At 50.7% G+C, this 22632-nt stretch carries 19 protein-coding genes; 10 read left to right on the top strand and 9 right to left on the bottom strand.

The genetic code is table 11. From position 1 onward, the window contains the following. The first annotated feature begins 161 nt into the window (after nucleotides 1-161). The 5 genes from CRP01_RS21085 to CRP01_RS21065 all read left to right on the top strand — a co-directional run bounded on the left by CRP01_RS21085 (nucleotide 162) and on the right by CRP01_RS21065 (nucleotide 6636). Complete coding sequence (locus CRP01_RS21085; RefSeq protein ID WP_099152083.1) at nucleotides 162-1313, top strand: hypothetical protein; 1152 nt, start codon at nucleotides 162-164, stop codon at nucleotides 1311-1313. A 446-nt stretch (nucleotides 1314-1759) separates the two neighbouring features. Then, nucleotides 1760-3175, top strand: a complete 1416-nt coding sequence (locus tag CRP01_RS21080; protein WP_099152082.1) for a T9SS type A sorting domain-containing protein — start codon at nucleotides 1760-1762, stop codon at nucleotides 3173-3175. Between the two features lie 122 nt (nucleotides 3176-3297). Next, the gene (lhgO, locus tag CRP01_RS21075) at nucleotides 3298-4497 is read left to right on the top strand and encodes an L-2-hydroxyglutarate oxidase (protein ID WP_099152081.1); all 1200 of its coding nucleotides are present in this window, start codon (nucleotides 3298-3300) and stop codon (nucleotides 4495-4497) included. Between the two features lie 214 nt (nucleotides 4498-4711). Beyond that, nucleotides 4712-6007 carry a nucleotide sugar dehydrogenase gene (locus CRP01_RS21070; RefSeq protein ID WP_099152080.1) on the top strand — a complete coding sequence of 432 codons (1296 nt, stop codon included), beginning with the start codon at nucleotides 4712-4714 and terminating at the stop codon, nucleotides 6005-6007. Between the two features lie 29 nt (nucleotides 6008-6036). Beyond that, nucleotides 6037-6636: a UpxY family transcription antiterminator gene (locus CRP01_RS21065; protein ID WP_099152079.1), complete on the top strand. Its 600-nt coding sequence runs from the start codon at nucleotides 6037-6039 to the stop codon at nucleotides 6634-6636. A 117-nt stretch (nucleotides 6637-6753) separates the two neighbouring features. Here the strand turns inward: CRP01_RS21065 and CRP01_RS21060 are convergent, their stop codons facing one another. Continuing rightward, a complete protein-coding gene (locus tag CRP01_RS21060; protein ID WP_099152078.1) occupies nucleotides 6754-7164 on the bottom strand; it encodes a hypothetical protein in 411 nt (136 codons plus the stop codon). A 253-nt stretch (nucleotides 7165-7417) separates the two neighbouring features. Here CRP01_RS21060 and CRP01_RS21055 point away from each other — a divergent pair, with 253 nt between their 5' ends. The 3 genes from CRP01_RS21055 to CRP01_RS21045 all read left to right on the top strand — a co-directional run bounded on the left by CRP01_RS21055 (nucleotide 7418) and on the right by CRP01_RS21045 (nucleotide 9864). Continuing rightward, complete coding sequence (locus tag CRP01_RS21055) at nucleotides 7418-8659, top strand: sensor histidine kinase (RefSeq protein WP_099152077.1); 1242 nt, start codon at nucleotides 7418-7420, stop codon at nucleotides 8657-8659. Beyond that, nucleotides 8656-9354, top strand: a complete 699-nt coding sequence (locus CRP01_RS21050) for a response regulator transcription factor (RefSeq protein ID WP_170110477.1) — start codon at nucleotides 8656-8658, stop codon at nucleotides 9352-9354. Before CRP01_RS21055 ends, CRP01_RS21050 begins: the two co-directional genes overlap by 4 nt. A gap of 204 nt (nucleotides 9355-9558) precedes the next feature. Beyond that, nucleotides 9559-9864 carry a hypothetical protein gene (locus CRP01_RS21045; protein ID WP_099152076.1) on the top strand — a complete coding sequence of 102 codons (306 nt, stop codon included), beginning with the start codon at nucleotides 9559-9561 and terminating at the stop codon, nucleotides 9862-9864. Here the strand turns inward: CRP01_RS21045 and CRP01_RS21040 are convergent. The 4 genes from CRP01_RS21040 to CRP01_RS21025 form a co-directional block, all read right to left on the bottom strand. After that, the gene (locus tag CRP01_RS21040) at nucleotides 9848-11878 is read right to left on the bottom strand and encodes a caspase family protein (protein WP_099152075.1); all 2031 of its coding nucleotides are present in this window, start codon (nucleotides 11876-11878) and stop codon (nucleotides 9848-9850) included. The two genes, CRP01_RS21045 and CRP01_RS21040, sit on opposite strands and share 17 nt — an antisense overlap. Before the next feature lie 143 nt (nucleotides 11879-12021). Beyond that, entirely contained in the window at nucleotides 12022-12642 is a 621-nt protein-coding gene (locus tag CRP01_RS21035) for a 2OG-Fe(II) oxygenase (RefSeq protein ID WP_222845786.1), read from the bottom strand. A 221-nt stretch (nucleotides 12643-12863) separates the two neighbouring features. After that, complete coding sequence (locus tag CRP01_RS21030) at nucleotides 12864-14009, bottom strand: glycerate kinase (RefSeq protein ID WP_143473475.1); 1146 nt, start codon at nucleotides 14007-14009, stop codon at nucleotides 12864-12866. 92 nt (nucleotides 14010-14101) lie between these two features. Next, the gene (locus tag CRP01_RS21025) at nucleotides 14102-15061 is read right to left on the bottom strand and encodes an MBL fold metallo-hydrolase (protein WP_222845785.1); all 960 of its coding nucleotides are present in this window, start codon (nucleotides 15059-15061) and stop codon (nucleotides 14102-14104) included. A gap of 171 nt (nucleotides 15062-15232) precedes the next feature. Here CRP01_RS21025 and CRP01_RS21020 point away from each other — a divergent pair, with 171 nt between their 5' ends. Continuing rightward, nucleotides 15233-15724, top strand: a complete 492-nt coding sequence (locus tag CRP01_RS21020) for a hypothetical protein (RefSeq protein WP_099152072.1) — start codon at nucleotides 15233-15235, stop codon at nucleotides 15722-15724. Between the two features lie 145 nt (nucleotides 15725-15869). Here the strand turns inward: CRP01_RS21020 and CRP01_RS21015 are convergent, their stop codons facing one another. Next, the gene (locus CRP01_RS21015; protein ID WP_099152071.1) at nucleotides 15870-16136 is read right to left on the bottom strand and encodes a hypothetical protein; all 267 of its coding nucleotides are present in this window, start codon (nucleotides 16134-16136) and stop codon (nucleotides 15870-15872) included. A 232-nt stretch (nucleotides 16137-16368) separates the two neighbouring features. Beyond that, entirely contained in the window at nucleotides 16369-17700 is a 1332-nt protein-coding gene (locus tag CRP01_RS21010; RefSeq protein ID WP_185154573.1) for a Gfo/Idh/MocA family protein, read from the bottom strand. Nucleotides 17701-18263: 563 nt separating this feature from the next. Between CRP01_RS21010 and CRP01_RS21005 the strand changes: the two genes are divergently transcribed. Further along, nucleotides 18264-19037, top strand: a complete 774-nt coding sequence (locus CRP01_RS21005; protein WP_170110476.1) for a LytR/AlgR family response regulator transcription factor — start codon at nucleotides 18264-18266, stop codon at nucleotides 19035-19037. Between the two features lie 22 nt (nucleotides 19038-19059). On the opposite strand, the gene CRP01_RS21000 is transcribed toward CRP01_RS21005, so the two are convergent. Both CRP01_RS21000 and CRP01_RS20995 read right to left on the bottom strand, forming a co-directional pair. Beyond that, nucleotides 19060-20457 carry a BNR-4 repeat-containing protein gene (locus CRP01_RS21000; protein WP_099152069.1) on the bottom strand — a complete coding sequence of 466 codons (1398 nt, stop codon included), beginning with the start codon at nucleotides 20455-20457 and terminating at the stop codon, nucleotides 19060-19062. A gap of 33 nt (nucleotides 20458-20490) precedes the next feature. Then, the gene (locus tag CRP01_RS20995; protein ID WP_099152068.1) at nucleotides 20491-22632 is read right to left on the bottom strand and encodes a polysaccharide lyase family 8 super-sandwich domain-containing protein; all 2142 of its coding nucleotides are present in this window, start codon (nucleotides 22630-22632) and stop codon (nucleotides 20491-20493) included.

Raw genomic sequence — 22632 nt, 5'->3', positions numbered from 1 at the left:
TTCAGTCAGTCTGCTCTTACTCATTCTATTCTCACTCCGTCTCGTTCCCAAAAAAAAGTGCTTTTATTTTATGGAAAATCAAGGTTTTCTGACCCTTAGTAATAAAGCCCCCGTGCTCTGATGATCTGGGGCAATTATTATTCATTCTAAAACTTTGATGTATGAAAACGCGCTATTTTTTTACTCCTTTCCACTGGAAAGGCTTAACCTTTTTTGGATGGCTGCTTGTCCTACTGCTACTTTTCCAACCGCAGGCCGACGCTCAGATCGCCGAGTGGACCTTTGAAAATATTGGTTCGGCGGTACCCAGCCTCCCCATTTCGCCATCGCAAAAAGTCCCCCAGGTACGGGCTTCGGCTACGCTTAGCGGCGGCAACAACAATGGCAGTCCCGATGCCTGTTCGGGGAGCGAAACCTGGTCGACAAATTTCTGGCCGACAAGTGCCGGTCGGGATCCGGGAGCTTACCTGGAATTTTCCGTAAAAGCGGACCCGGGGGAATACTTTGCGATCGATTACTTCTCTTTTTCCTCCAATGCCTCTTCCGACAATAGTGCCCTGAGTTTCGATGTCTACTACAGTAAGAACAATTTTATCACCTCTCAATTTATGTTTTCCGGAACGCAGAGTACCGGTGGTTGTTCCAGTCACGGCGGTAGTGTAGGAGCAAATTTATTGCCGGGTTCAACGATCAAAATCCGGATCTACCCCTACGGCCAGAACGTGGCGGCCCAGGCGGCTACCATTCGGCTGGATAATGTATCTATCTCCGGTGCCTTGTTACCAGTTAATCTGCAAGCGTTTGCAGCCAGACGGGAAGCTGATCAAATCGAACTACATTGGGTTACCGCCATGGAGGTCAATAATGACTATTTCCAGCTGGAACGAAGCGGCGACGGGGTTACCTTTCAGCCAATCGGAAAGATAAAAGGAGCAGGCACTACCCAGAGCGAACAGTATTACGACTTCACAGATCAAGCGCCACTGGCAAATGATAATTATTACCGGCTGCGCCAGGTAGATTTTGACGGCACCGAAGAGGTCCATTCTATTGTCCATGTCTTATTTACTACCAGTGAGCTTGCACGATTTGCGATCTGGCCGAGCATTTGCTCGGAGCAAATCCAGGTACGGTTTAGTAATGATCAGTCGCAGCAACCACTGTTTTTATGGAATATGAAGGGCGAATTGCTTAAAACTATTGCTCCCGGTCAACCCGGTGAGGTTCGGAGAATTGCCGTGAATGAGTTGCCGGCCGGGTGGTATTTCGTTCAATCCCAATCGGAGAGCCGACGTTTTTTCAGGTCGAACTAGGTGCTGCCCCTACGCGCGCAGAGTTTCGTTTATTCGGATTTACTTAGTGATCTTTATAATATAAAGCACATTCGGGGGATGCCTGTTATAGGCATTCCCCATTAACTACCGGCAAACGCTTTCCCGGTCCCTGATCCGCATTTATCGTGGAAAACCCGCGGATTTTCACCCCTGGATTTAATAATCTTGTCCAAAAACTTATATTTGTAGGGTTAAAACTTGTCCTCCGCCACTAACAAAGTCTCATTTTCATTACGAGTTATTACTTGGTCCCTTCAGCAATTGAGGAAAAAATGTCAACGACCTGATCCGTCAATTGATTGGGTAAAGGCCCAGTCCAGATTCCCTATCCGTTCTTATAATTAACACATACTAGGTACAATCATACATTCTCTGTGCACCTCGCACGGAGACTAACGTCATTACTTAAGAGAAAACACATTAACATGAACAGACTATTTTACGCTCTGCTCAGTTTCTGCCTGACCCCATTTATGACTAACGCCCAGGTTGCGGAAACTATCTATTTGGAGGATTTTTCCACCGTCGAGGCCGGTATCGGCTTCCCCGATCCGGATCCACTGGTAACCTCTATTCCAATCGGACAGGGAATTGCGTACAAAGGCACGGCAACTTTTCACCCCTCTTTCGGCCGATTTTCCGTCAATGGTACCGACAACCGCCTGGAAACGAATTCCGTTGATGATGGCGAACTGGTATGGGAGACGGACCTCATCGACATTTCCTGCTACGGTGACATCAAGCTGGATATCCAGTTTATCGCCGGAGACAACCTCAACGCAACTACTTCCGGTTCGGACGACATCGACTATGTTGCCGTTGATATCACCATCTTCAACGATGAGGGCGAAGAAACCTTCACGGACCTTTTTACGGCCGTTGGGCCCTACGGAACGATCACCTATACCTCCAGTCAGGCTTTGTTGAACTTCTGTTCGGCCATGACCACCTACACGCAGATCCAGGTTGCCGTGCGCTTTTTCAGCGATAAGGTCTTTGAAGGTCACAGCCTCAATTACGTCAGGGTGACCGGAGTCAGCGCCACACCCACCGACCTGAACTATGCCGTCAATTGTGATAGTGGTATCCAGTTACAACTCGATGCCGTTAGCGTTTGCGATGCCGAGTTTTTTGTAGAGGGTATCGGCATGATGGGGTACGTGAACAGCGGCAGTATTGTAAGCGGTTTTACCGCAGGCAACGTCTATACCGTGCACGTTCGGGACAAGAAATTCATCGATTGCGTCGAAACACTCGAATTACTTGTAACGGACTGTAATGTCGTACTCCCGATAGAACTCGTTCGTTTTGAGGGTTATCCCCAGGAAGATAAGATCCTGCTGGAATGGGAAACTGCCACTGAGCTCAACAACGATTTCATGGCCGTAGAACACAGCACAGAAGGCGTCAGCTTCCGGGAGATCGGTAAAGTAAAGGGAGCCGGCACTTCCAGTGTACCCCGGAACTATCATTTCCTGGACCGCCAGGCGCAACCCGGCACCAATTACTACCGCCTGCGCCAGATGGACTTTGACGGTACGGCTACTTATCACGATGTTATCGCTGTGGAACTTACCGAGCGACCGGCGGCTCCATCCCCCATCAAATTATACCCGACGGCAGCCAGTGTTCAGATCCGGGTGGAACTGGGTTTCAAAGCCCAGCGGGAACTTCCGTACATCATTTATTCCTCGCTGGGGCAGGTAGTACGCACCGGCAGAGTCACCCCCGAAACGGAAGCGCTGGATATTTCCGTTCAGGACCTGCCTTCCGGCACTTATATTTTCAGTGTTGCCGACAAAGACATTACTTACACCAGTAGATTTTTTAAAACCCAATAAGCAGGTAGGGATGAGGGTTATGCTCTATTTGCTGAACCCCTCATCCCTATTTTTCACCTCACCTTGCGGGGGCTACAGCAGAATTTTGCTTATCTAGCAGCTGTAACTAATCCAATTTTACTATGGCTTACGATGTGACGATCATCGGAGCGGGTATCGTTGGCCTGGCTACGGCGTTTCAGCTCAGTGAACGCCGGCCGGACCTCCGGATTCTTGTCCTGGAAAAAGAAGAAGCCCCGGCAAAACATCAAAGCGGGAATAACAGTGGCGTGATCCACTCCGGGATCTATTATCAACCCGGCGGCAGCAAGGCACTTAACTGCCGACGGGGATACCGCTACCTGATCGATTTTTGTGATCAATACGATGTTCCCTACGAAATTTGCGGAAAAGTGATCGTCGCCACCCGCGAGGAAGAGCGCCCTCGACTGGAAAAGATCTTATCACGGGGAAAAGCAAACGGATTGGAAGGAATTAAGATCCTGCCACCCGAACAGGTTCGGGAGATCGAACCGCACGTACGCTCGGTATCTGCCATTGAAGTGCCGCAGGCCGGGATTATTAGTTACCGAAGGGTTGCGGAAACCTACGCCGATATCATTGGCAAAAGGAATGCAGAGATACAGTTCAATACAGAGGTACACGGGATCGACCGCCGCAACGGCACCGCCACCATTACGACCTCCCAGGGCGATTTTACCACCCGAATGATCGTCAACTGTGCCGGATTATATTCTGATAAGATCACTGCGATGACCATGCCTGAGGTGCAGATCCAGATCCTGCCGTTCCGGGGTGAATACTACGAACTGATCCCCGAAAAACGGTATCTCGCTAAACATCTCATTTATCCCGTCCCCAACCCCAATTTCCCATTTCTGGGAGTGCATTACACCCGGATGATCGAAGGTGGGATCGAAGCTGGCCCCAATGCAGTACTGGCTTTCAAGCGGGAAGGCTACAGCCGTTGGGATGTCGATGGACAGGAATTGCTGGAAACGCTGCGCTACCCCGGATTTCAGGAAATTGCCCGGCGCTACTGGCGCGATGGTCTGGGAGAACTGTATCGCTCTTTTTCCAAACGGGCTTTTGTGCGGGCCCTTCAACACCTCATCCCGGAAGTACAGGAAGCCGATCTCGTGCGCGGGCGGGCCGGAGTACGGGCTATGGCCTGCGATCCGGATGGCAATCTGATCGATGATTATCGCGTTAAAGAGGCTGATCTGGTGATAAATCTCTGTAACGCGCCCTCACCGGCAGCTACGGCATCGCTATCGATCGGGGAAATGATGGCGGAACGGACCTTGCAGCGATTAGGTTGATATTTTTCGGGAATTTTGCCCGGTCATACAAACATTATGGCGGCATTTAAGTTTCGCTGTAAACTCCCCCATGTAGTTTTTAAAAAACTTGACTTATTTTCGCGCCGATCTGTACTGTTCCCCAGACAGTATACCATCCATTTTTAAATCTGTAAAATATCCAATTACCGACTTGCATAGCAGGTACAAAGGATAAGATTAAAGTTAAACAATAGTGTACGAAAAGCTTAAGACCAAAGAAAACATCATCTCCGTTATCGGATTAGGCTACGTTGGGCTACCACTTGCGCTTGCATTTGCCAAAAAGTTCAAAGTAATTGGATTTGATATTAATGAAACCCGGGTAGCCATGATGCGAGCCGGAGAAGACCCATCCAAAGAACTGGAATCCTCGGACTTTGAAAATCGAGAAATTACTTTCACCAGTAATGGCGATGATCTGAAAACTGCCCAGTTTCATATAGTTGCCGTTCCCACTCCGGTAGATGAACACCTCACACCCGATCTCCGACCGGTATTATCGGCTTCCCGTACGGTGGGAAAAGCCCTCAAAAAAGGCGACTACGTAATTTTCGAATCAACCGTGTATCCCGGCTGTACAGAAGAAGACTGTCTACCCATTCTGGAGGAAGAATCCGGACTGAGCCTGGCAAAGGGAGATTTTAAAATAGGTTATTCTCCGGAGCGTATCAACCCAGGGGATAAGGAGCATACGATCGAAAAGATCCTGAAGATCGTTTCGGGTAACGATGCCGAAGCGCTTGAAAATATTTCGAAAACCTACGGAGACATTATCCAGGCGGGTATTTATGAAGCCTCCTCGATCAAAGTTGCCGAAGCCGCCAAGGTGATCGAAAATACGCAGCGCGACCTCAACATTGCCTTTATGAACGAGTTGTCGCTCATCTTTGACCGGATGGGCATCGACACGCAGGAAGTGCTTAAAGCTGCCGGTACCAAGTGGAATTTCCTAAAATTCTATCCGGGATTGGTCGGGGGTCACTGTATTGGAGTCGATCCTTATTATCTGCTGCACAAGTCCAAAAAGTTGGGGTACAACGCCCAGATCATTACCAGCGGCCGGCGCATTAATGACGAAATGCCGGCCTACATCGCGAAAAAGTTGGTACAGTTCATGATCCAGGCCGGAAAGAACCCGGGGGATACGAAAGTCCTGGTACTCGGCATTACTTTTAAGGAAAATGTTGCCGATATTCGCAATAGTAAGATCGCCGATCTGGTACGGGAGCTGATGGAATTCTCGATCAATGTCCACATTACGGATCCCTACGCCTCGCCGAATGAAGTAGCGCATGAATACCGGTTCAGTATGGTGGATCAGATCTCCGATAATTACGATGCGGTAATCGTAGCGGTCAATCACGATCAATATAAGGAGCTGAATATCGACTATTTCAAATCCATCATGAACGGGAAGCCGATCCTATTTGATCTAAAGGCTATATACGATCGGCCAGATGATCCCAAACTGGTTTATTGGCGACTGTAATCCTTTTTTAGTTATTTAATGATTTGCGTATGAGTAATTCCCGAAGCCAAAAAGACTACGAAAATCACCTGGATGAAACCGAAGCCAAATGGTTTGCGATTTATACCCGCTACAAGCGGGAAAAAATGGTTGCCCAAAGGCTGCAACAAAAGGGCATTGAAGTTTACCTGCCCCTTCAGAAATTTACCCGGCGTTATGTGCGCAAGGTGAAGCACGTAGAGTTGCCATTGATCAACTGCTACCTGTTTACCAAGATCACCAAAAAAGAATATATCCCCGTTCTGGAGACCCAGGATGTGGTAAAGTTCGTGCGTTTTTCCAAGAATCTGATCTCCATTCCGGATGCGGAGATCCAGGTTATCCAGCGGGTAGTGGGTGAAGCGATCGAAATAGAAGTGAGCCCTTCGGAATATCTTCCCGGAGACGATGTAGAGGTCATCGCCGGCCAGCTTACCGGTCTTAAAGGTAAACTGGTGAAAAAGGAAAACGATAAGAATTTCCTGATCGAACTCGAAAGTTTGGGTTACCAGATGCGTATGCAGGTCGATCCGGCATTATTGCAACGTATAGGCCGTGATCCTAACTGGAAACCGGACGATCAGGAACAGAAGGGTCTTTGGAATCGCTAGTCAGGTAATATTTATTAGCCGGATAGTTAATCCTTGTTCATAAAGGTTCTTGTCTCTAATCTTCACTTATAAACGGATGATTGCCGGCCGCACAATAGCCACCGGCAACCGTCCACCTTAAATCCCTGCCTTCATTTTCTGACACTGACTGGGCTGGCATGTTGCCGGTTTACTAACCAGACTGGCTTTCGCATCACTCTGGCCGGCGGTTTTTGTCTCACATTCACTCGGATCACAACTTTTTGGTGGGCACTTGGCCGGATCGCACTGGCTCGGATCACAATCTTTGGGTGAACAATTTACTGCTTTGCCGGAGACCGGCGTTGCAGAGGCCGGGCTGGCAGAAAGGGCACCTCTGTCGGAAACGGGTACTGCGACAGTAGTTACGATCGGGGATTCCAGGGTTGCACTGGTCTGCATTTTGTGCATTTTCGCACAGTGGCTGGGTTTTGTAGCCTGCTGGGCCTGCAGGGAGAAGGTAATACCCAGGCAGCAAATCAAGCTGAGAAAAATAATTTTCCGGATCATAATAATGTGGTTTTAAATGCACTCAGTTCCGCTGAGCTACCGGAGAACGGGAAAGTCAGGATCGATTCCACCGAAAATCTGGAATGCGCCATATTTTCACGCTGGATCTGTTAGTTCCAATTCCATCACAAATCTAGGGCATGAGGCTTTTCCAAGCTGTTTTAAGCCTGTTAGTCACTTGTTAAAGAGCTGTTAATCCGGATGGTCAGGCCCCGAGAATGCCTTTATTTTGCAGTCATCATACCTCTGAATCATGAAATTCAACTGGATAACAGCCCTGATCACTGCCTCCGCACTGGCTATGCTGGCGCTCATTGCCTTTCAGGTGCGCTGGATGCAGCATTCCCAGGAGTTGCTGGAGGAGCAATTCAACCAACGCGTTAATCTGGCTCTGTGCAATACCGTAGAGAAGCTCGCCGTGGAGGACGGATGCGGCAGCATCAAGGCATCCGCCTGTTCCAATATGACCGCGATGAACTGCCACCAGCCATTGGATACCCTACTGGCTTCGGATATTTTTGATCAAACCCTACAGACCGCATTACACTTTTATCAGATCGACCTGCCCTACCGGGCCAATATCCACACGAAGGATTCCCCGGACAATCCGGATGAGCTGCCCCCCTACTCCTGTACACTGAATCCGCTGCTGGACAATGACGACCACTATCTGCAACTGAATTTTGAAGACAAAGAGTCATTTTTTCTGGCCCAGATGGGTGGTATGATCGGCTCGTCTATCTTTATTCTGCTCTTTATTTGTACCATTTTTGCTCTGGCTACCTATCATTTGCTACGACAGAAACGGATGAGCGATCTCAACCGGGAGTTTTTCAATCACATGGCTCACGAATTCCGCACGCCACTGACCAATATACGCCTGGCGGGTAAAATGCTGGAAAAGAAAGAACTGCAACTCAGCGATTCTCCTTATCTCCGCATAATCCGGGAAGAGGGCAACCACCTCATGGAGCAGGTGGAGCAGGTTCTCCATCTGGCCCGATTGGAAAAACACGATTTTGACCTCCAGCGAAAAGAAACGGATATCGGCCAACTGCTGCGGGAAACGGTAAAAAGCATGGAGCTCCGGCAACTGGAATGCCGGGCCAGGATCAGCCTGGACCTCCCCCATGATCCGGTTTTTCAGGCTGTGGATCCGCTCCATCTGGGCAATGCCATTCGGAATTTGCTGGACAATGCGATGAAATACTGTACCCAGGTACCGGACATCCGCCTGGGTTTGCAGGCATCGGGCCGCGGGGTTGAGCTTTCGCTCCGGGATAACGGTCAGGGTTGGGCGGAAGCGGAAAGCCATAAAGTATTTGAGAAGTTCTACCAAAGCCGGCAAGCCCCCAACCGCAAAGGATTTGGATTGGGACTGGCCTACGTAAAACGGGTGATCGAACTGCACGGAGGAAGCATTGCGGTTAACAGCAGCCCCGGAGCCGGTACCCGCTTTGATATTTCCCTACCCGAACCAACAACGCACTCATGATCCCCAAACAACGCATACTGCTGGTAGAAGACGACATGAACCTGGGCTTCCTCCTGATGGAATACCTCGAATCCGAAGGATACGAGATCAAGTGGTGCCGGGATGCCCTCACGGGATTGCAACAATTGAAATCCCAAACCTATCACCTGAGCATCCTGGATATCATGATGCCGGGTATGGATGGCTTCAACCTGGCCCGGCACCTGAAACAATCCCATCCCAAACTCCCCTTCCTTTTTCTCACCGCCCGTTTGCTGAAAAGCGATAAGCTGAAAGCCTATGCGCTGGGCGCCGAGGATTACCTGACCAAACCGTTCGATGAGGACGAATTACTGTGTAAGATCCGGGTGATCCTGCGTCGCCACGAGGAAGCATCCGATGCCCATCTGCCTACTCAGTTCACCATCGGAGATTATTTTTTTGATTACGAAAGGCAGGAATTACGCTTTCAGGACCAGGCCCACCGCCTGACGGAGAAAGAGAACGAGGTCCTCTGCCTGCTCTGCCGGAATAAGAACCGGATCCTGAAACGGGAGGAAGCGGTGGAAACCATCTACGGCAAGAACGATTATTTTCTCGGCCGCAGCTTTGACGTTTTCATCAGTCGCCTGCGTAAATTATTACGTCACGACGAAACGGTATCGATAGAAAATGTATTTCGGGTTGGATTTATCCTGAACGTGGAAGAGCAGTGAACAGTTAGCGTTTAGGCGCACCCCGTCTATCTACGGCCGATGCCCGTCGAAGTAGCTGGTAAATAACTACTTTATAGCTACCTTTAGACCGTGAAGTGATCTCCGCATACGGACATTCGCTCCGTACGCTCACGGTAGAAAACAAACCGAACATACGATCACTTCCAGAGGAATTCATCATTTACTACCTAACCGTTCAGATAAATGGCCTTAGGAAAAGATTACGAACCGCCGATCGGTCCGCTGGAAGTATTTCTAATTGAGATCGTCATTTATATGGCCATGTGGATGTATAACGATTACCTGGCCAGTTTGCTCAGTCTGATCCTCACCTGTATCAGTTTTATGATCCTGCTCGTATCGCTCGGAGTTGAACTGATCGAAAAATCCCGGGTGCCACGCTGGTACTACTATTTCATGGCCGCTTCGGTGCTGGCTCCCGTGCTTTCCGGATTGGTATACTATTTCATCAGCGGGGAACTGAATTGGGTGGTCAATCCATTTTTCTAAACTCGAAGGTCACCGAAAAGCTATAACCATTCTGGTTCTCGTAGAGCGTGAGCACCAGATCCTGCCGGCTTAACTCATCGATATGGGCGTTCGGTACGGCTCCCTGAATGGTCAACTGTTCCCCGTTCAGATAGTAGTAATAATTCGAATTGGTCAAACTGGTAAACATATTCATCTGACCATTGGTGTAAAAAGTGTAGGTTGCCTGCAATCCTTTCATCGACTGCAGCCACATATCCGCATTGGGATCATCCGAATAAAAATCCGTCATCACCCAACTGCCGATGATCAAAGAAGCATAATCAGCAGCCGGTGCGGGCGGAGGGCTGACGGGCGTATCGTCAATAAATTCCGTCTCCGTACCGCTGGTCTGCTCTTCGCCTTCCTCGTAGACCGGGTAGGTTTCTTCCGTATAATCGGGCTCATAATTATCCGATTCGGCGGCGATCATCGCCACCACGATCAAAGCAATGAACACTCCACCGAATATTAAGGCAAACTTGAGCGGGGACCGCTTCTTTTTGAGAGGAGGCTGATAAATTTTCTGGGTAGTATCCTCCTGCACATGGACCGTCTTATTTACCTCAATGTGTTTGTTCTCCATCGGCGCATCCGCCGCCGTTTTTTCTTTCAGTTTCAACCGGCAGTAGCTGATCAGGTCTTCTACTTTCGGGTTATCGTCCACCTTGAGGGCTTCGCCAAAATACTGCAGGGCCAGGCGGTAATTGTAATTATCCATGGCCCGGCGGCCATTTTCGTAGTGTTCCAAAAACTTGATGCCGTTGCTGCAAAAATTGATCTGCTCCTCGATGTAATCCGTTTTGGGCACAAAACCATTCATATAGTAGCGCAGCGCTTCGCGGTAGCGTTCCCGGGCCTGACTCAGTTGTTTGCCCGTAAAAAGGCTTTCCGCTTCGGCGATCAGGGAATCGTATGACTGTCGGATCCGATCGCGCTCATCTTCCTTTTTGGCCATTTCATCCAGGGTCTGCCTTCTTTCCTGCTGGGCTGCCTGCAATTGCCCCAAACGGGTATTGGCCTCCTTTACGTACTTGCCTTTGGGGGAGTATTTTTTGAGGTAATTTTCGTAAGCCAGCTCACTATCTTTGATCTTGGCGCTGTGCCAGATATCGTCTTCCTTGAGGTCCAGGATCCGCTTTTCCGCCTGATTGGCGTAAAGTCCCTGCGGATAGTAATCCAGATAATTGGCGTAAGCTTCCGCTGAATCTTTTGACTGCACGCTTTCCCAAAGGCCCCTTTCGTCCATTTTCAGGTGGAATACGAACTCTCCTCCCTCATCGGCTGAGTTTTGAATGCGACCTTCTACCGGAGTCTGTCGGGCTTTGGTTTCCACAAAATCCTTGACGTACTGCACCAGGGTCGTCGTGTTGATGGCTTTTTCCGTATTCTTTTTGAGATAGGTCAGAATGCCCGCCGCAAAGGGAGAATTTTGTCCCGGCAGGCCGTCGGCGACGGTTTCCTGGCGGCCGGAGGCGAGTATACGGCGACTCTTAAAACGTTCATCGGTGAGGCCACTCCGCTTTTTCACCACCAGCGTGCCGGAAAAGCAGGAATCCACGATCATCAGCGTATGCTGGGTATCGATGGCATTGATCCGCTTGATAATGTTGGCGTTGGAAATAAAACGATCCTCGCTCGTTTTGTCGGCATCAACCGGGATCCAGTAACCTTCTTCGAATTCTTCGTCGTAATGGCCGTGTCCGGAATAGTACACCACGAGATTATCTCCCGGCCGGATGGTCCGTTTGAGCTCCCGGATCTTATGGTAGATCTTACCCTCCGTTGCATCGGTATCAAACAGGGTATGGACCTCATCCGGCTCGAATTGGTACTGACTGGTCAGCACCTTTATAAAATCGTTCACATCTTTGACCGCGTTGTTTAACTGGTCCCAATGCAAATAACGATCAATACCGATGCCTAAGAAATAATTCTTGCCGTTACCGGTCCAATTGGTGTTTTCGGGATGGTCTAGTCCTTGTCCGCGTCTCATGGTTATACTGAATAGGTGGAGCAGTGATGTGGTGGGAAGGTACAAAATTGCACTTTCCCCACTCACCTGCTCTTTAATACGTTTTATAACCAACAAGTTACGGAAAATCTATATTTTTTCCATTCCTACCGGGGAACACAGTTCTAAACCATGCCGTCCCGCCGCAGCCAGCCCGTCAGACTGTACCGGGGACGGGTAGCTATTTTAACTTCGTGTTCCAGCAACGCACTTTCAAAAAAGACCACTCGTCCTCCACGGGGAAGGATCACTTCCTCCCGGTCCGGAAGGTAGATTACCAGTTCACCACCGTGTTCCGGCTGCCAGTTCTCATTCAGGTAACAGATCACCGAATAACGGCGGCTGTCGTCCTGCCGGAACTGGTCCAGGTGCCGTTGGTAAAACGTTCCCACGGGATACACTGCGTAGTGGAATTCAAAACCGGTGAGCCCGGTATAACAGGTGCGGTTGAGATAGGACATGAAAGTATCCATCTTATCCAGAAAGGACAAACCCGCCGGGGTAGCCGAGGCCCGTTCGAGCCAATGGATCAGATCACCGCGAAAAGTTTTATCCTTGGTGAATTGTTCACCCTGACCAATACCGGCCCGGTGAAAAGCGCCCGCTTCCAGTTTTTCTTCAAAACTCTGACGCAGGCTGTTTACTTCCTCCATACTCAGGAAGTCATCCAAAACGGCGTAGTGATGATCGGTAATGCCGTCGATCAGGGCTTCAAAAGCCGACGCCGCAACCATGGTTGTTTGCATACAAATACCAAAAGGTCAGTTATTGATCGTCCGTGCCGGAAGCACTGAACAAACCCGGACCAGCTACGGCCCCTAACGGTAACGGAAGCAGTACGCAACTGCATCCCAAAAGCATGCTAAGTGACTGGCGTTCAGCCACTACCCAAAATCATTTTTTTGGGTGCGCAAAATTACTGCTTTTGCCAATTGCCTGTATTTATAAACTGTGATTTTGGTCGATTTTATTTTTTCTCCAACAATTCTCCGGCCAGTCGTTGAGCCAGCTTTTCCACGCGATCCCGGGCTTCCCGGATAGCCTGTTCCAGGCTTAACCCTTCTTCCATAACGGTGTAGACCTGCTGAATTCCCAGCGGACGGTATTCGGTTGGTTGCAGCGAGGTATTGCCGGCAATTACCGCGCAGGGGATCCGGTGCTCCCCGGCCAGTTCGGCGACCCCCGCTATTACTTTTCCCTGGAGCGACTGGTGGTCCAGCATCCCTTCTCCCGTGATGATGAGGTCGGCATCCTGTAAATGGGGAGCCAATTGCGTGATCCCGATCATAGTATGAATGCCCGAACGGATCTCTGCCCCCAGGAAAGCTACGCCACCTGCTCCCAGACCACCGGCGGCTCCTGCTCCCGGGATCTGGCCGATCTCTACTCCCAGATCCCGCTTAACCAGTTCGGCCAGTCGCTCCAGGCCCGCATCCAGTAGCGCTACATCCTGCTCCGTGGCTCCTTTTTGCGGACCGAAGACCCTGGCAGCGCCCTGCTCGCCGTACAGTGGATTTTTCACATCACTCACCACCACAGTACGGATCGTAGCCGGATCGACATATCGCTGATCTCCATCGATCCGTTCGATGCGCATGAGATCTTCTCCTACGGGTTTGACCGGCGCTCCGTGCTTGTCCAGGAATCGGTATCCCAAAGCGCTGGCCATCCCGATCCCTCCGTCGGTCGTGGCGCTGCCTCCCACAAAAAGCATGATCTCCCGGCTGCCGCGTTGCAGGGCATTGCGGATCAGTTGGCCGGTACCGTAGGTAGTGGTTGCCCGTGCACTGCGCTCCGTAGCTTTAAGTAGTGGCAAGCCGGAAGCCCGCGCCATTTCAACAAAGGCCGTTTCTCCGTGCCGGAGGTAAGTGGCCCGTAGGGGGCGAAACAGTGGATCCTGAACGATGGCTTCCACTACCTCCACTTCCAAAAAGTCCGCCAGAATATCGAGGGAGCCCTCTCCCCCGTCGGCCAGAGGATGCTCTACGATCTCCGCTTCCGGTATTACCTGCCGGATGCCGGTGCGAATGGCCGCGCATACTTCCCTTGCGGAAAGTGAACCTTTGAATTTATCGGGAGCTATAATGATCTTCGGTCGTTTGGTCGTATCCATGATATGGGTGTTGAAGGAGTGATTTTCCGGCAAATATTAAAAAATGACCAATCAGTTATTGGAAAAAAGACAATAAAGGTGAGTTAGCAAAGTCACAACGGCCAGACCTCCCCTTCTTCCGCCACGCTGAAACCGGCTTTCCGGACTTCCTGTCGTTCCGGACTGTTCGCCTGCATCACCGGATTGGTGTGATTGAAATGGATAAAGACCACCCGTTCCGGATCTATTCCAGCAGATTGAAAACGCCCCATACTCTCGCGGATGAAGGGATGGGGGATCTCACTCATGTCCCGGCCGACGATCTCACCGTTTTGAAAAAAGGTACCGTCCAGGAAGGCATGATCTACCGTACCAATGAGGCTGTCAATGCTGCGATCCCATTTTTCCCATTTATCGATATCCGGAATAAAAATGGCCGAGCGATCCGGCCCGTCGATGCGATAACCGACCGTTTCGGAGTATTCATCCCGGTGCGGTACCCGAAAGGGCGTGACGCGGATCTCGGGAGTGAGCTGCACGCTACTGTCCGCATGCAATGGTTGTAAAGCAATATTATTCAGGCTTACCAGTTGGCTCCACGGACCGTTAGTCTGCAAATAATCCAGCATCCGGGGCATGGCGTAGACGGGTACCTGATCGGTTCCGATCACTTCGCGGCCCAATTGCATCAAGCCCGTGTAATGCCCGATATGAGCGTGAGTAAGAAAAATGCCACTGAGATCCTGGCCGGTTTCTGCCTTGAGCAAGTGTTGCTGATCTTTGAAATCCGGGGTAGCATCCAGCATCCAGTTCCGGCCGCTTGCCGGATCGATCACCGCTATACAACTGACCATTTTTCTGCGCGATGGTTCTCCCCAGGCCGGAACGCAACAATCCTTTTCACAGGCCGCATGGGGATAACCGCCGTCCTGGGCGATCCCCAATACCTTCAGGTAAGGACCCTCCGATTTGGTGGGTACCGGAAGAAGATCAGGTGGGTTCGGGTCACTCGTACAGGCCACTCCCAACAGCAGCAGGAAGACGGCCGACAGCAGGCAATTTTTCATCATCATTCGTATTATCCGAACAATTTAACAGAAAAACTGATAGTTAAGTAATGACTAACAAATGGATTAAGCGAAAATGAAAAATGGTGCACCGCAAGAAGGCACCTGAAACCAGCCCCCCGATCGAACGTTTAACTGCGCAACAGCATCACTACTTACATTAACAAATTCATTTCCATGAGTAAAGCATCAAAACGCCATCTTATTGTTCCCTTTTTTGTCCTGATCTGCTGCATGCTGAACCTTCCGCAAGCCTACGCTCAGCCGAGTGGCGGCAATTTCGGCCTGGGTATCCAATTTGGGGAACCCAGCGGACTTTCCCTGCGGATCTACCAACCGGGCCGGATGTCGGCCGACATATTGCTGGCCTGGGATCTGGATGATTTCTTCTACGCTAACGTACACGGCACCTGGGAAAAATCTCTGGGAGGATCCGGAGACTTCAATTTCTTTTACGGTCCGGGAGCCTTCATCGGCCTGCGGGAACGCAACGACCGCAGACTTTTTGACGGCGATAATGACGTGAATTTCGGCGTGAGCGGCACGGCTGGTTTCAATGTTTACATTGACCGGGTTGAGATCTATGTGCGGGTCACTCCCCGGCTGTTACTGGTAGACCGGACCGCCAGTGATATCGGCGGTGGATTAGGCTTCCGGTTTTATCTGTAATACTTATTTTCCAGTCGGACGATTTTAGAACCGTCCGACTGGAGATCCCTTTCTTCAAGATGCGGCCATAGCTCCGCCACGCCCACTTTAGCCGGCCGGAATACAATCGGAATCTTACTACGCTAAATGCAGGATGATCCCCGGTTTACCACAACTTCCGGGAAGAACGCAAACCTCCCAGATCGACTATTACGGCAACGACCATACCGATAATCGGTATTGGCGTCCAGGCACCACTGAAATAGTGGATGACGACTCCGTACCAAAGGGTGGATAAGGGCAGGAAGATCAGTCCCAGGAGAAGATAGATCACATTATCAAAAACGCCGCGAAACCAGTTGGTAAATAACCAAAGTACAATAATGAGTACGCGGGGAAACAGTAATCCTAAAGCACCGAAAATGATTGGCATGAGGCTTTGCTTTTGATGGTTGACAGTTGACCACAGCGTCCGGAAACTTAGGTATCAGCACCCCGGATCACGGTGTATTTTACATCTCATGAAATCTGCAAAGCCTGGAAAAGGTGCGCTCCCCATTACTTTTTTTGCAAAAAAAATGCCACGAATAAACCCGTTCGGGCCGATTCGTGGCAACTTATTTCGGGCAGACTTTCTGCTTAAAAAATCTGCTGATTGATCTTCATTACATGACTTTCGTCTCACCCGGCATCGGTACCGGATAGTAGCCATCCGGATTCGGCAGGATCGGCGGGTTGGCATCCCAGGCGTAGCGCTCCGGAGCCAGGCTCAGTTCGGATTCGATCGCTTCGTCCCATTTAACCACTTCTCCACTGTAGGTAGCCATCCGTCCCAGGATAGAGGTCATGGTACTCTTGGCCCCGTTCTCGGCGTCGGCGTATTTGTATTCGCCCTTGGCAATAGCATCGAATAACAGATCATGCTCTACCTGATATGGATTCGGATCTTTGCGGGACTTGTGCTCCATTATGGTGTGGCCGCTCCGCGTCAGAAGAATACCTGGTTCCGGTGCGGAACCGTTGGTGCCCTGGAATTGCTCGGTCACTTTGGAGGCAGTTCCTTTCCAGTGGCGGCACTGGCTGATCATCCGGCTACCATCGGCGTAAACGTATTCCACGTAGTGGTGGTCAAAGATCTCACCGTGTTCTTTACCGGTACGCATATGGCGACCACCCATACCCTGGGCCTCTACGGGATAAGCCTGTTTCACCCAGTTGCTCACATCCAGGTTGTGGATGTGCTGCTCCGTGATGTGGTCCCCGCAGAGCCAGTTGAAGTAGTACCAGTTCAACATCTGGTATTCCATTTCGGTCATGCCCGGTTTCCGGTCACGCACCCATACGCCACCGCTGTTCCAGTAAACGTAAGAAGTCGTGATATCACCGATAACTCCGTTCTGCATCATGTCCACCCAGCCCAGGTATTTGTCCTGGTAGTGGCGCTGCAGACCAACTACGACATTGAGTTTCTTCGCTTTGGCTTTTTTCGCTGCCGCCAGTACCCGCCGTACACCGGGAGCATCTACCGCAACGGGTTTTTCCATAAATACATGCTTGTCCGCTTCAACGGCTGCCTCAAAATGAATAGGCCGGAAGCCCGGAGGCGTAGCAATTACCAGTACATCTACCAGAGGAATGACCTTCTTGTAGCCTTCAAAGCCATCGAACTTATTTTCTTCGTCAACGGCCAGCATTGAAGCATCCATCTCGCGTTCGGCGAGTTCGTTTTTGATCCTCTTGAAACTATCGTCCAGACGATCGCGGAAGGCATCCGCCATCGCTACCAGTTTTACGTTTTGTCCGCTGGATAGGGCCTGAATGGCCGCTCCAGTTCCCCGACCACCGCAACCGATCAATCCGATGCGAATGGTATCATCCCCGTCGATATGGGCTTTCGCCGACAGAACGGAAGGCGCCAACATCAAACCACCGGCGGCCAAACCGGAGGCTTTTACAAATTTGCGGCGGCCCATGTTGTTACTTCCTTGTTTTTCCATTGTGTTTCGTTTTTTATATTGAAGGAGGTTAATGACTCAGTAGACAGAATTCGAAAGCTATTTTTTTTCGGACCTACAAGATAGTAGGAAATTGGGAAAGAATTTTAATGTAAAAGAGAATAACTCGCATTTAATCGGTTTGCCCCCCTTTTTTGCCCGGAATTTCCCCCACACCATTCATTTTATGGGCTCCGCCTCCTAAATCCCAGATATCGGGCAACGCCCCGGTGACCAATTTTACAGCAAAGAAAACATACCGGAAAGACAGAGCAATACGGCACTATCCTGCAAACTTTTGTAAATTAAGCTTCGTGTATTTTCCGGGTTGCCGCTATCCATTTCGGCCAGGTTCCCGGCAATTACTCAGCACCTCCGCTTAATACTAACTGGCGTTACACTTTTACAGGTCAGGCTTTTTATATTGGCTTAATGAATTCGCACTCTGACGGGCAATTTCCATTCCTGTCCGTAAAATTTCAATGACGATGATCATCACCGTTCGGAGATCTATCCATAAAGGGGTAAGCGACATTACTGCCGGTATTCGGAGAAAACTGCGCCGTTTGGCACAACTTTCAAACAAAAAACACCTCATGATCAATGCCATCATCATCGATGACGAACCCCAATGCATTCGCACCCTCGCGAACGACCTGGACAGTTACTGTCCACAGGTCCGACTGCTGGAGCAATGTACTTCGGCCAAAGAGGGCCTGCTGGCCATCCGTCAACACCAACCCGACCTGGTATTTCTGGACATTAACATGCCGTGGATGAGCGGACTGGAACTGCTCGAAGTTGTCGGGGAAATTTCGTTTGATGTCATTTTCACCACAGCCCACGATCAGTATGCCGTACAGGCCTTTCGGCTCAGCGCCATTGATTACCTGCTGAAGCCCATTGATTACCAGGAGCTCATTACTGCCGTGCGCAAGGTAGAAGCAAAACACAGCCGAATGATCACCCGGGAACAGCTGACCCATTTGCAGGAAAATATGAACCCTGCATCCAGTTTACAACGGATTGGCATCCCCACCAAATCGGGAATTGATTTCGTGCTCATCCAGGAGATCCTGTATTGCGAGGCGGACAGTAATTACTCCTACGTCCATCTGACCAATAACCGGAAACTCTACTCGGCCAAAACCCTCAAGGATTTCGATCAGCTCCTGGGGCAGACCGAGTTCTGTCGCATTCACCAATCCTTTTTGATCAACCTTAATCACCTGAAAAAATACTACCGTGGCGATGGTGGTTACGTGGAAATGGTAAACGGAGCTTCCCTCAATGTGTCCCGTTCGAAAAAAGACGAGTTGCTCAGTCGCATTCGGGTGTAAGGCTTTCTGACTGTCGCAAAACTCAACGGGGACGCATCCAGTCCTTCTGCATTTTGTAAGGCAGTTCCCGCACCTTGCCCTGAAAGTCGCCGAAATAGAGTTTCGACTGGCTCATTTTATCCGGATTCCCGTCCGCCCAGAAAAACTGAAAGGGAGCCTTACCGTTGATCACCTTACGCACGTAATTGTGGTTGCGTTTGCTCTTTTTGGTGACTCGCCGCTCCTTCTCCCAATTTTTTCCACCGTCTTCGCTTTTCCAGATCTCAACCTCTCCCCCACCGCCGTGAAGTTGGGGTTCGTTCCCCGAAGGGATCACTACCGTCCAGGTATCCTCATCGATCCAGAGGCTCCCCATATCGTAGTTGTGATCGGAAGTCGTGATCACCGAAGTTTGCCAGCCACCTTTCTGCCAGCGACTCACCCGCCATTCCCGGGGATCATTATTCGGCCCCGGCTCGTGGCCACCGCTGGTCAGGTACAGGCAGACCGGATCGCCATTTTCGGTAAAGGTGAGATCCTTGAGATAGACATTCTTCCCCTCACGCTGGTAGTCATGCACCAGCGCCGGGTTTTTTACTTCCGTTAGAGGAACGGCTACGTTTTGGCCGTCGGCCGTCTGCCAGCTGGCTCCGAAATCAGAGGATTGCAGGTAGTAAAGATTGGTGCGCTGGTCCACGTTACCGTTGGGATGTCGGCTAAAGAAGGTAGCGACCTTATCGCCAAAGGCATTACTGACCTGATAGTGTCCGCTTTTCTCCCCGGGTGCACCAATGATACCGGACAGTTTACGGTCCTCCGTCCAGTTGCGGCCGTCCTGGCTGGTTTCGTAATACAATTCCCGTACGCCGGTATATTTGGTGAAGAAATGGAAAAAACCCTTACCGTCCAGATACCACGGCTGGGGATAAGTCATTTCCTCTTCCGTTACCAGATCAAACCCATCAATGCTGTACGGTTCCCGGCTGCGGTATTTGAATCCCGGCCGACTGCGTCCCCGGCCACTCACGAATACCCAGAGGTAACCTTCGGGATCGATCAGCAAGCTCGGATTATCGTGGGGGTCATCTACACCTTTTTTATCGTAGACCACCGTCGGTTTGGATACCAGGTCGCGGGCGTGATCATAACTGCCGATCATACACAACAGATAGCGATCCTTTTTACCGGTGGTGCCGCCGTACACAAAAAAGGTTTTATCCACTTCCGGTGCGTAGATAGCCAATGGTTTGTGTTTGGCCGTATAAGTTCCCAGGCCTCCCGAATATTTATCGCCGTAATCGTAGAACTGGCCCAGAGTAAACCAGATCCCCCGGTACCCATCCACTTTTTGATTATTGTGGCTCGCAGCCGGTTGAGCGGACAGTCCGAGACTGAACAGGCAACATACCAGTACTAGTGATCGACTCGTGTTTTGGATCATTTTTGTTTTCATTTTTATAAGGTCGTTAGCTGATTATTGCACCCCAAAGGTGACACTCTGTCCCGCGTAGCCGTCCTGGGGCAGCTCGATGGTAAATGTAGTTTTTCCCTTGGAAGTATTGCGGTCCGTACGAACCTTCGGATGATCCGTAATCACCGGGGCGCTGATGTCGAAACGCATGGTCCGGAACTTACGGGACGGATCGGCCACGCTAATCTCATTTATTTTTCCTCCCGCCAATTGCAACATAATCATACCCGGACCGTCCATACGGACCTGCAGTTTATCGCCAAGGGATAGAGTCCCGCTTTTATAAAAAACCGCTTGAATAAGTTGCAGTCCCTGATGCCGCACCGCCTGCAGGTCGGGGGTATTGCTCAGGATCTCCACCTGCGGATCCCGCTGGTAGTCCGCAGCGGTTTTCTCATCTACTGCCGGCAATACGGTATAGGCATAACTTTCATTCCCCGGTCGGGAGCCATGATCTACCCACAATTTAAAAACCGGCATTTGGAGCGCTTCCCGGCTGGTAGTAGACTGGTGACTGATACCCCACCAGCTTCCGGTAGCAGTTTCATTACTGACCTGGACCGTTGCGGGTGCCTGTAGGAAATACGCAATACTGTCGTGCAACACCCATTCTACCCTTTTCAGATCGTGGGTGCCGCGAGGAAGACTCAGCGTACCCTCGGCATTGTGCACGACAACGTCTCCCCGCAGATGACATTGGTTCAGGGTGGTAACTACCGGTGCGGAACCACGGGCGGTGATGCCGGCTCCCAGGCAAACAAACTCCCGGTCAAACATAAACCAGGCTTTTTTCGCTTGCAAAGGATCGTAGGGACTGATAAAATCAAAAGCCGCCGCGCCGTAGGTGCCGTTCGATACGCCACCGACAAAATCGCTCAGTCCTTTTTTCTGGATCTCGTCCGGGTCCGGCAAACGGTCGTTCTGTATGACGGTCGTACCGGGTATCTTGTGCCAGTCCAATACCGGAAAGATATCCTGGTATTCGGTGCCGGTGCGGGAGATAAAATTCGAACCTTCGCCCAGATGGTGGTTCTTGAGCCCTTCACTGTTGTAGGGTTCTTCCATACTGTGATTGCGCCGCGAATACATCCGCGCGGAAGTAAAGAAATCCGGCCGCTGGTGGCTGAAATATTCCGAGTGCCAGAAAAAGCGGTTCGCCGCTCGGGCCGGGCTTGTTGCGCCCTTACGAACTGCAATGATATTCTCCAGTTCGTCCGATCGGTAATCCGTGACGCTGCTCAGTTTTTCCGGAGTATCCGTGTCGTAACTCCCCAACGTTCCCTTCCGGCTGACACTCCGGTTTTTAGCTCCGGGGTCGGGGTATTTGCCGTACGGCATCATCTGGCAGATCCCATCCAGGTAATAATCGATCAGCAGGGCCAGGCGTTTTTCGGGGATGCGGTATTTTGTGCCCTTTAACTTGACGGCCCAGTCCGCGAAAGCGTCGGCGTACCCTTTCCCGTAGGATAAGGTATTGTTAACCCGATCGTGCCGGTGATGAAAACTCATATCCACCTGCAGTCCCCGGCCTTCGGATGTTTTAATCTCTTCAATGATCACCCCTACCGCTTCGTCGAGCATTTCGCTGTCCCGCAGGAATAAAGCGTAACGTCCCTGGATGCCGGCGATCTTGATCCGGTCGCCGCCCGGGCGGGCACCCCAGGCATTGATATTGGCCCGGGTGATGATCGGTCGGGCCTTTTCTTTTTGCGTTGCACTCAACTCGTCGTCAAAAATGAGGAAAGTCTGCACCATCCGGTCGGGCGTGCCGATCTGATTCCACCACCAGTTGTCGCAGATGAAATCGTTGGCCAACCAGTAGTCCAGCGCTTTATAGATGGCCGTTTTTACCACCTTGCTGTCATAATAGGTATTGCCCTCTTTTTTATAGGCCCGACTCAGTTCGACCATGCGGGAAAGATGGGTACCGTGTTCAAAACCTGTACGGGAAACATCCTGGTAATTGATATCCGGCCAGGTGCCGTCTGCCTGCTGTTCCGACAGGATCTTTCTGACGCTGCTCTCATCAAGTGTTGGCGCCATGAGTTCTGCTACAAAGCGATTGCGAATGGTTTCCAGATCCGGATTGGCCCGAAGCTCGTCTCCTCCGAGGCATAGGAGGATGATCAGTAAAATGCGTGTCAT

The organism is Flavilitoribacter nigricans DSM 23189 = NBRC 102662 (genome assembly GCF_002646595.1).
Lineage (GTDB): Bacteria > Bacteroidota > Bacteroidia > Chitinophagales > Saprospiraceae > Flavilitoribacter > Flavilitoribacter nigricans.
Note: the sequence above shows the minus strand (reverse complement) of the source record. Positions and strands in the feature narration are given on the sequence as shown.

Coding starts and splice junctions, on each gene's coding strand:
- CRP01_RS21085 (WP_099152083.1), top strand. CDS start 162: ATGAAAACGCGCTATTTTTTTACTCCTTTCCACTGGAAAGGCTTAACC.
- CRP01_RS21050 (WP_170110477.1), top strand. CDS start 8,656: ATGATCCCCAAACAACGCATACTGCTGGTAGAAGACGACATGAACCTG.
- CRP01_RS21030 (WP_143473475.1), bottom strand. CDS start 14,009: ATGGATACGACCAAACGACCGAAGATCATTATAGCTCCCGATAAATTC.
- CRP01_RS21040 (WP_099152075.1), bottom strand. CDS start 11,878: ATGAGACGCGGACAAGGACTAGACCATCCCGAAAACACCAATTGGACC.
- CRP01_RS21065 (WP_099152079.1), top strand. CDS start 6,037: ATGAGTAATTCCCGAAGCCAAAAAGACTACGAAAATCACCTGGATGAA.
- CRP01_RS21000 (WP_099152069.1), bottom strand. CDS start 20,457: ATGATCCAAAACACGAGTCGATCACTAGTACTGGTATGTTGCCTGTTC.
- CRP01_RS21025 (WP_222845785.1), bottom strand. CDS start 15,061: ATGATGATGAAAAATTGCCTGCTGTCGGCCGTCTTCCTGCTGCTGTTG.
- CRP01_RS21060 (WP_099152078.1), bottom strand. CDS start 7,164: ATGATCCGGAAAATTATTTTTCTCAGCTTGATTTGCTGCCTGGGTATT.
- CRP01_RS21045 (WP_099152076.1), top strand. CDS start 9,559: ATGGCCTTAGGAAAAGATTACGAACCGCCGATCGGTCCGCTGGAAGTA.
- CRP01_RS20995 (WP_099152068.1), bottom strand. CDS start 22,632: ATGACACGCATTTTACTGATCATCCTCCTATGCCTCGGAGGAGACGAG.
- CRP01_RS21035 (WP_222845786.1), bottom strand. CDS start 12,642: ATGCAAACAACCATGGTTGCGGCGTCGGCTTTTGAAGCCCTGATCGAC.
- CRP01_RS21020 (WP_099152072.1), top strand. CDS start 15,233: ATGAGTAAAGCATCAAAACGCCATCTTATTGTTCCCTTTTTTGTCCTG.
- CRP01_RS21010 (WP_185154573.1), bottom strand. CDS start 17,700: ATGGAAAAACAAGGAAGTAACAACATGGGCCGCCGCAAATTTGTAAAA.
- CRP01_RS21080 (WP_099152082.1), top strand. CDS start 1,760: ATGAACAGACTATTTTACGCTCTGCTCAGTTTCTGCCTGACCCCATTT.
- CRP01_RS21015 (WP_099152071.1), bottom strand. CDS start 16,136: ATGCCAATCATTTTCGGTGCTTTAGGATTACTGTTTCCCCGCGTACTC.
- lhgO (WP_099152081.1), top strand. CDS start 3,298: ATGGCTTACGATGTGACGATCATCGGAGCGGGTATCGTTGGCCTGGCT.
- CRP01_RS21055 (WP_099152077.1), top strand. CDS start 7,418: ATGAAATTCAACTGGATAACAGCCCTGATCACTGCCTCCGCACTGGCT.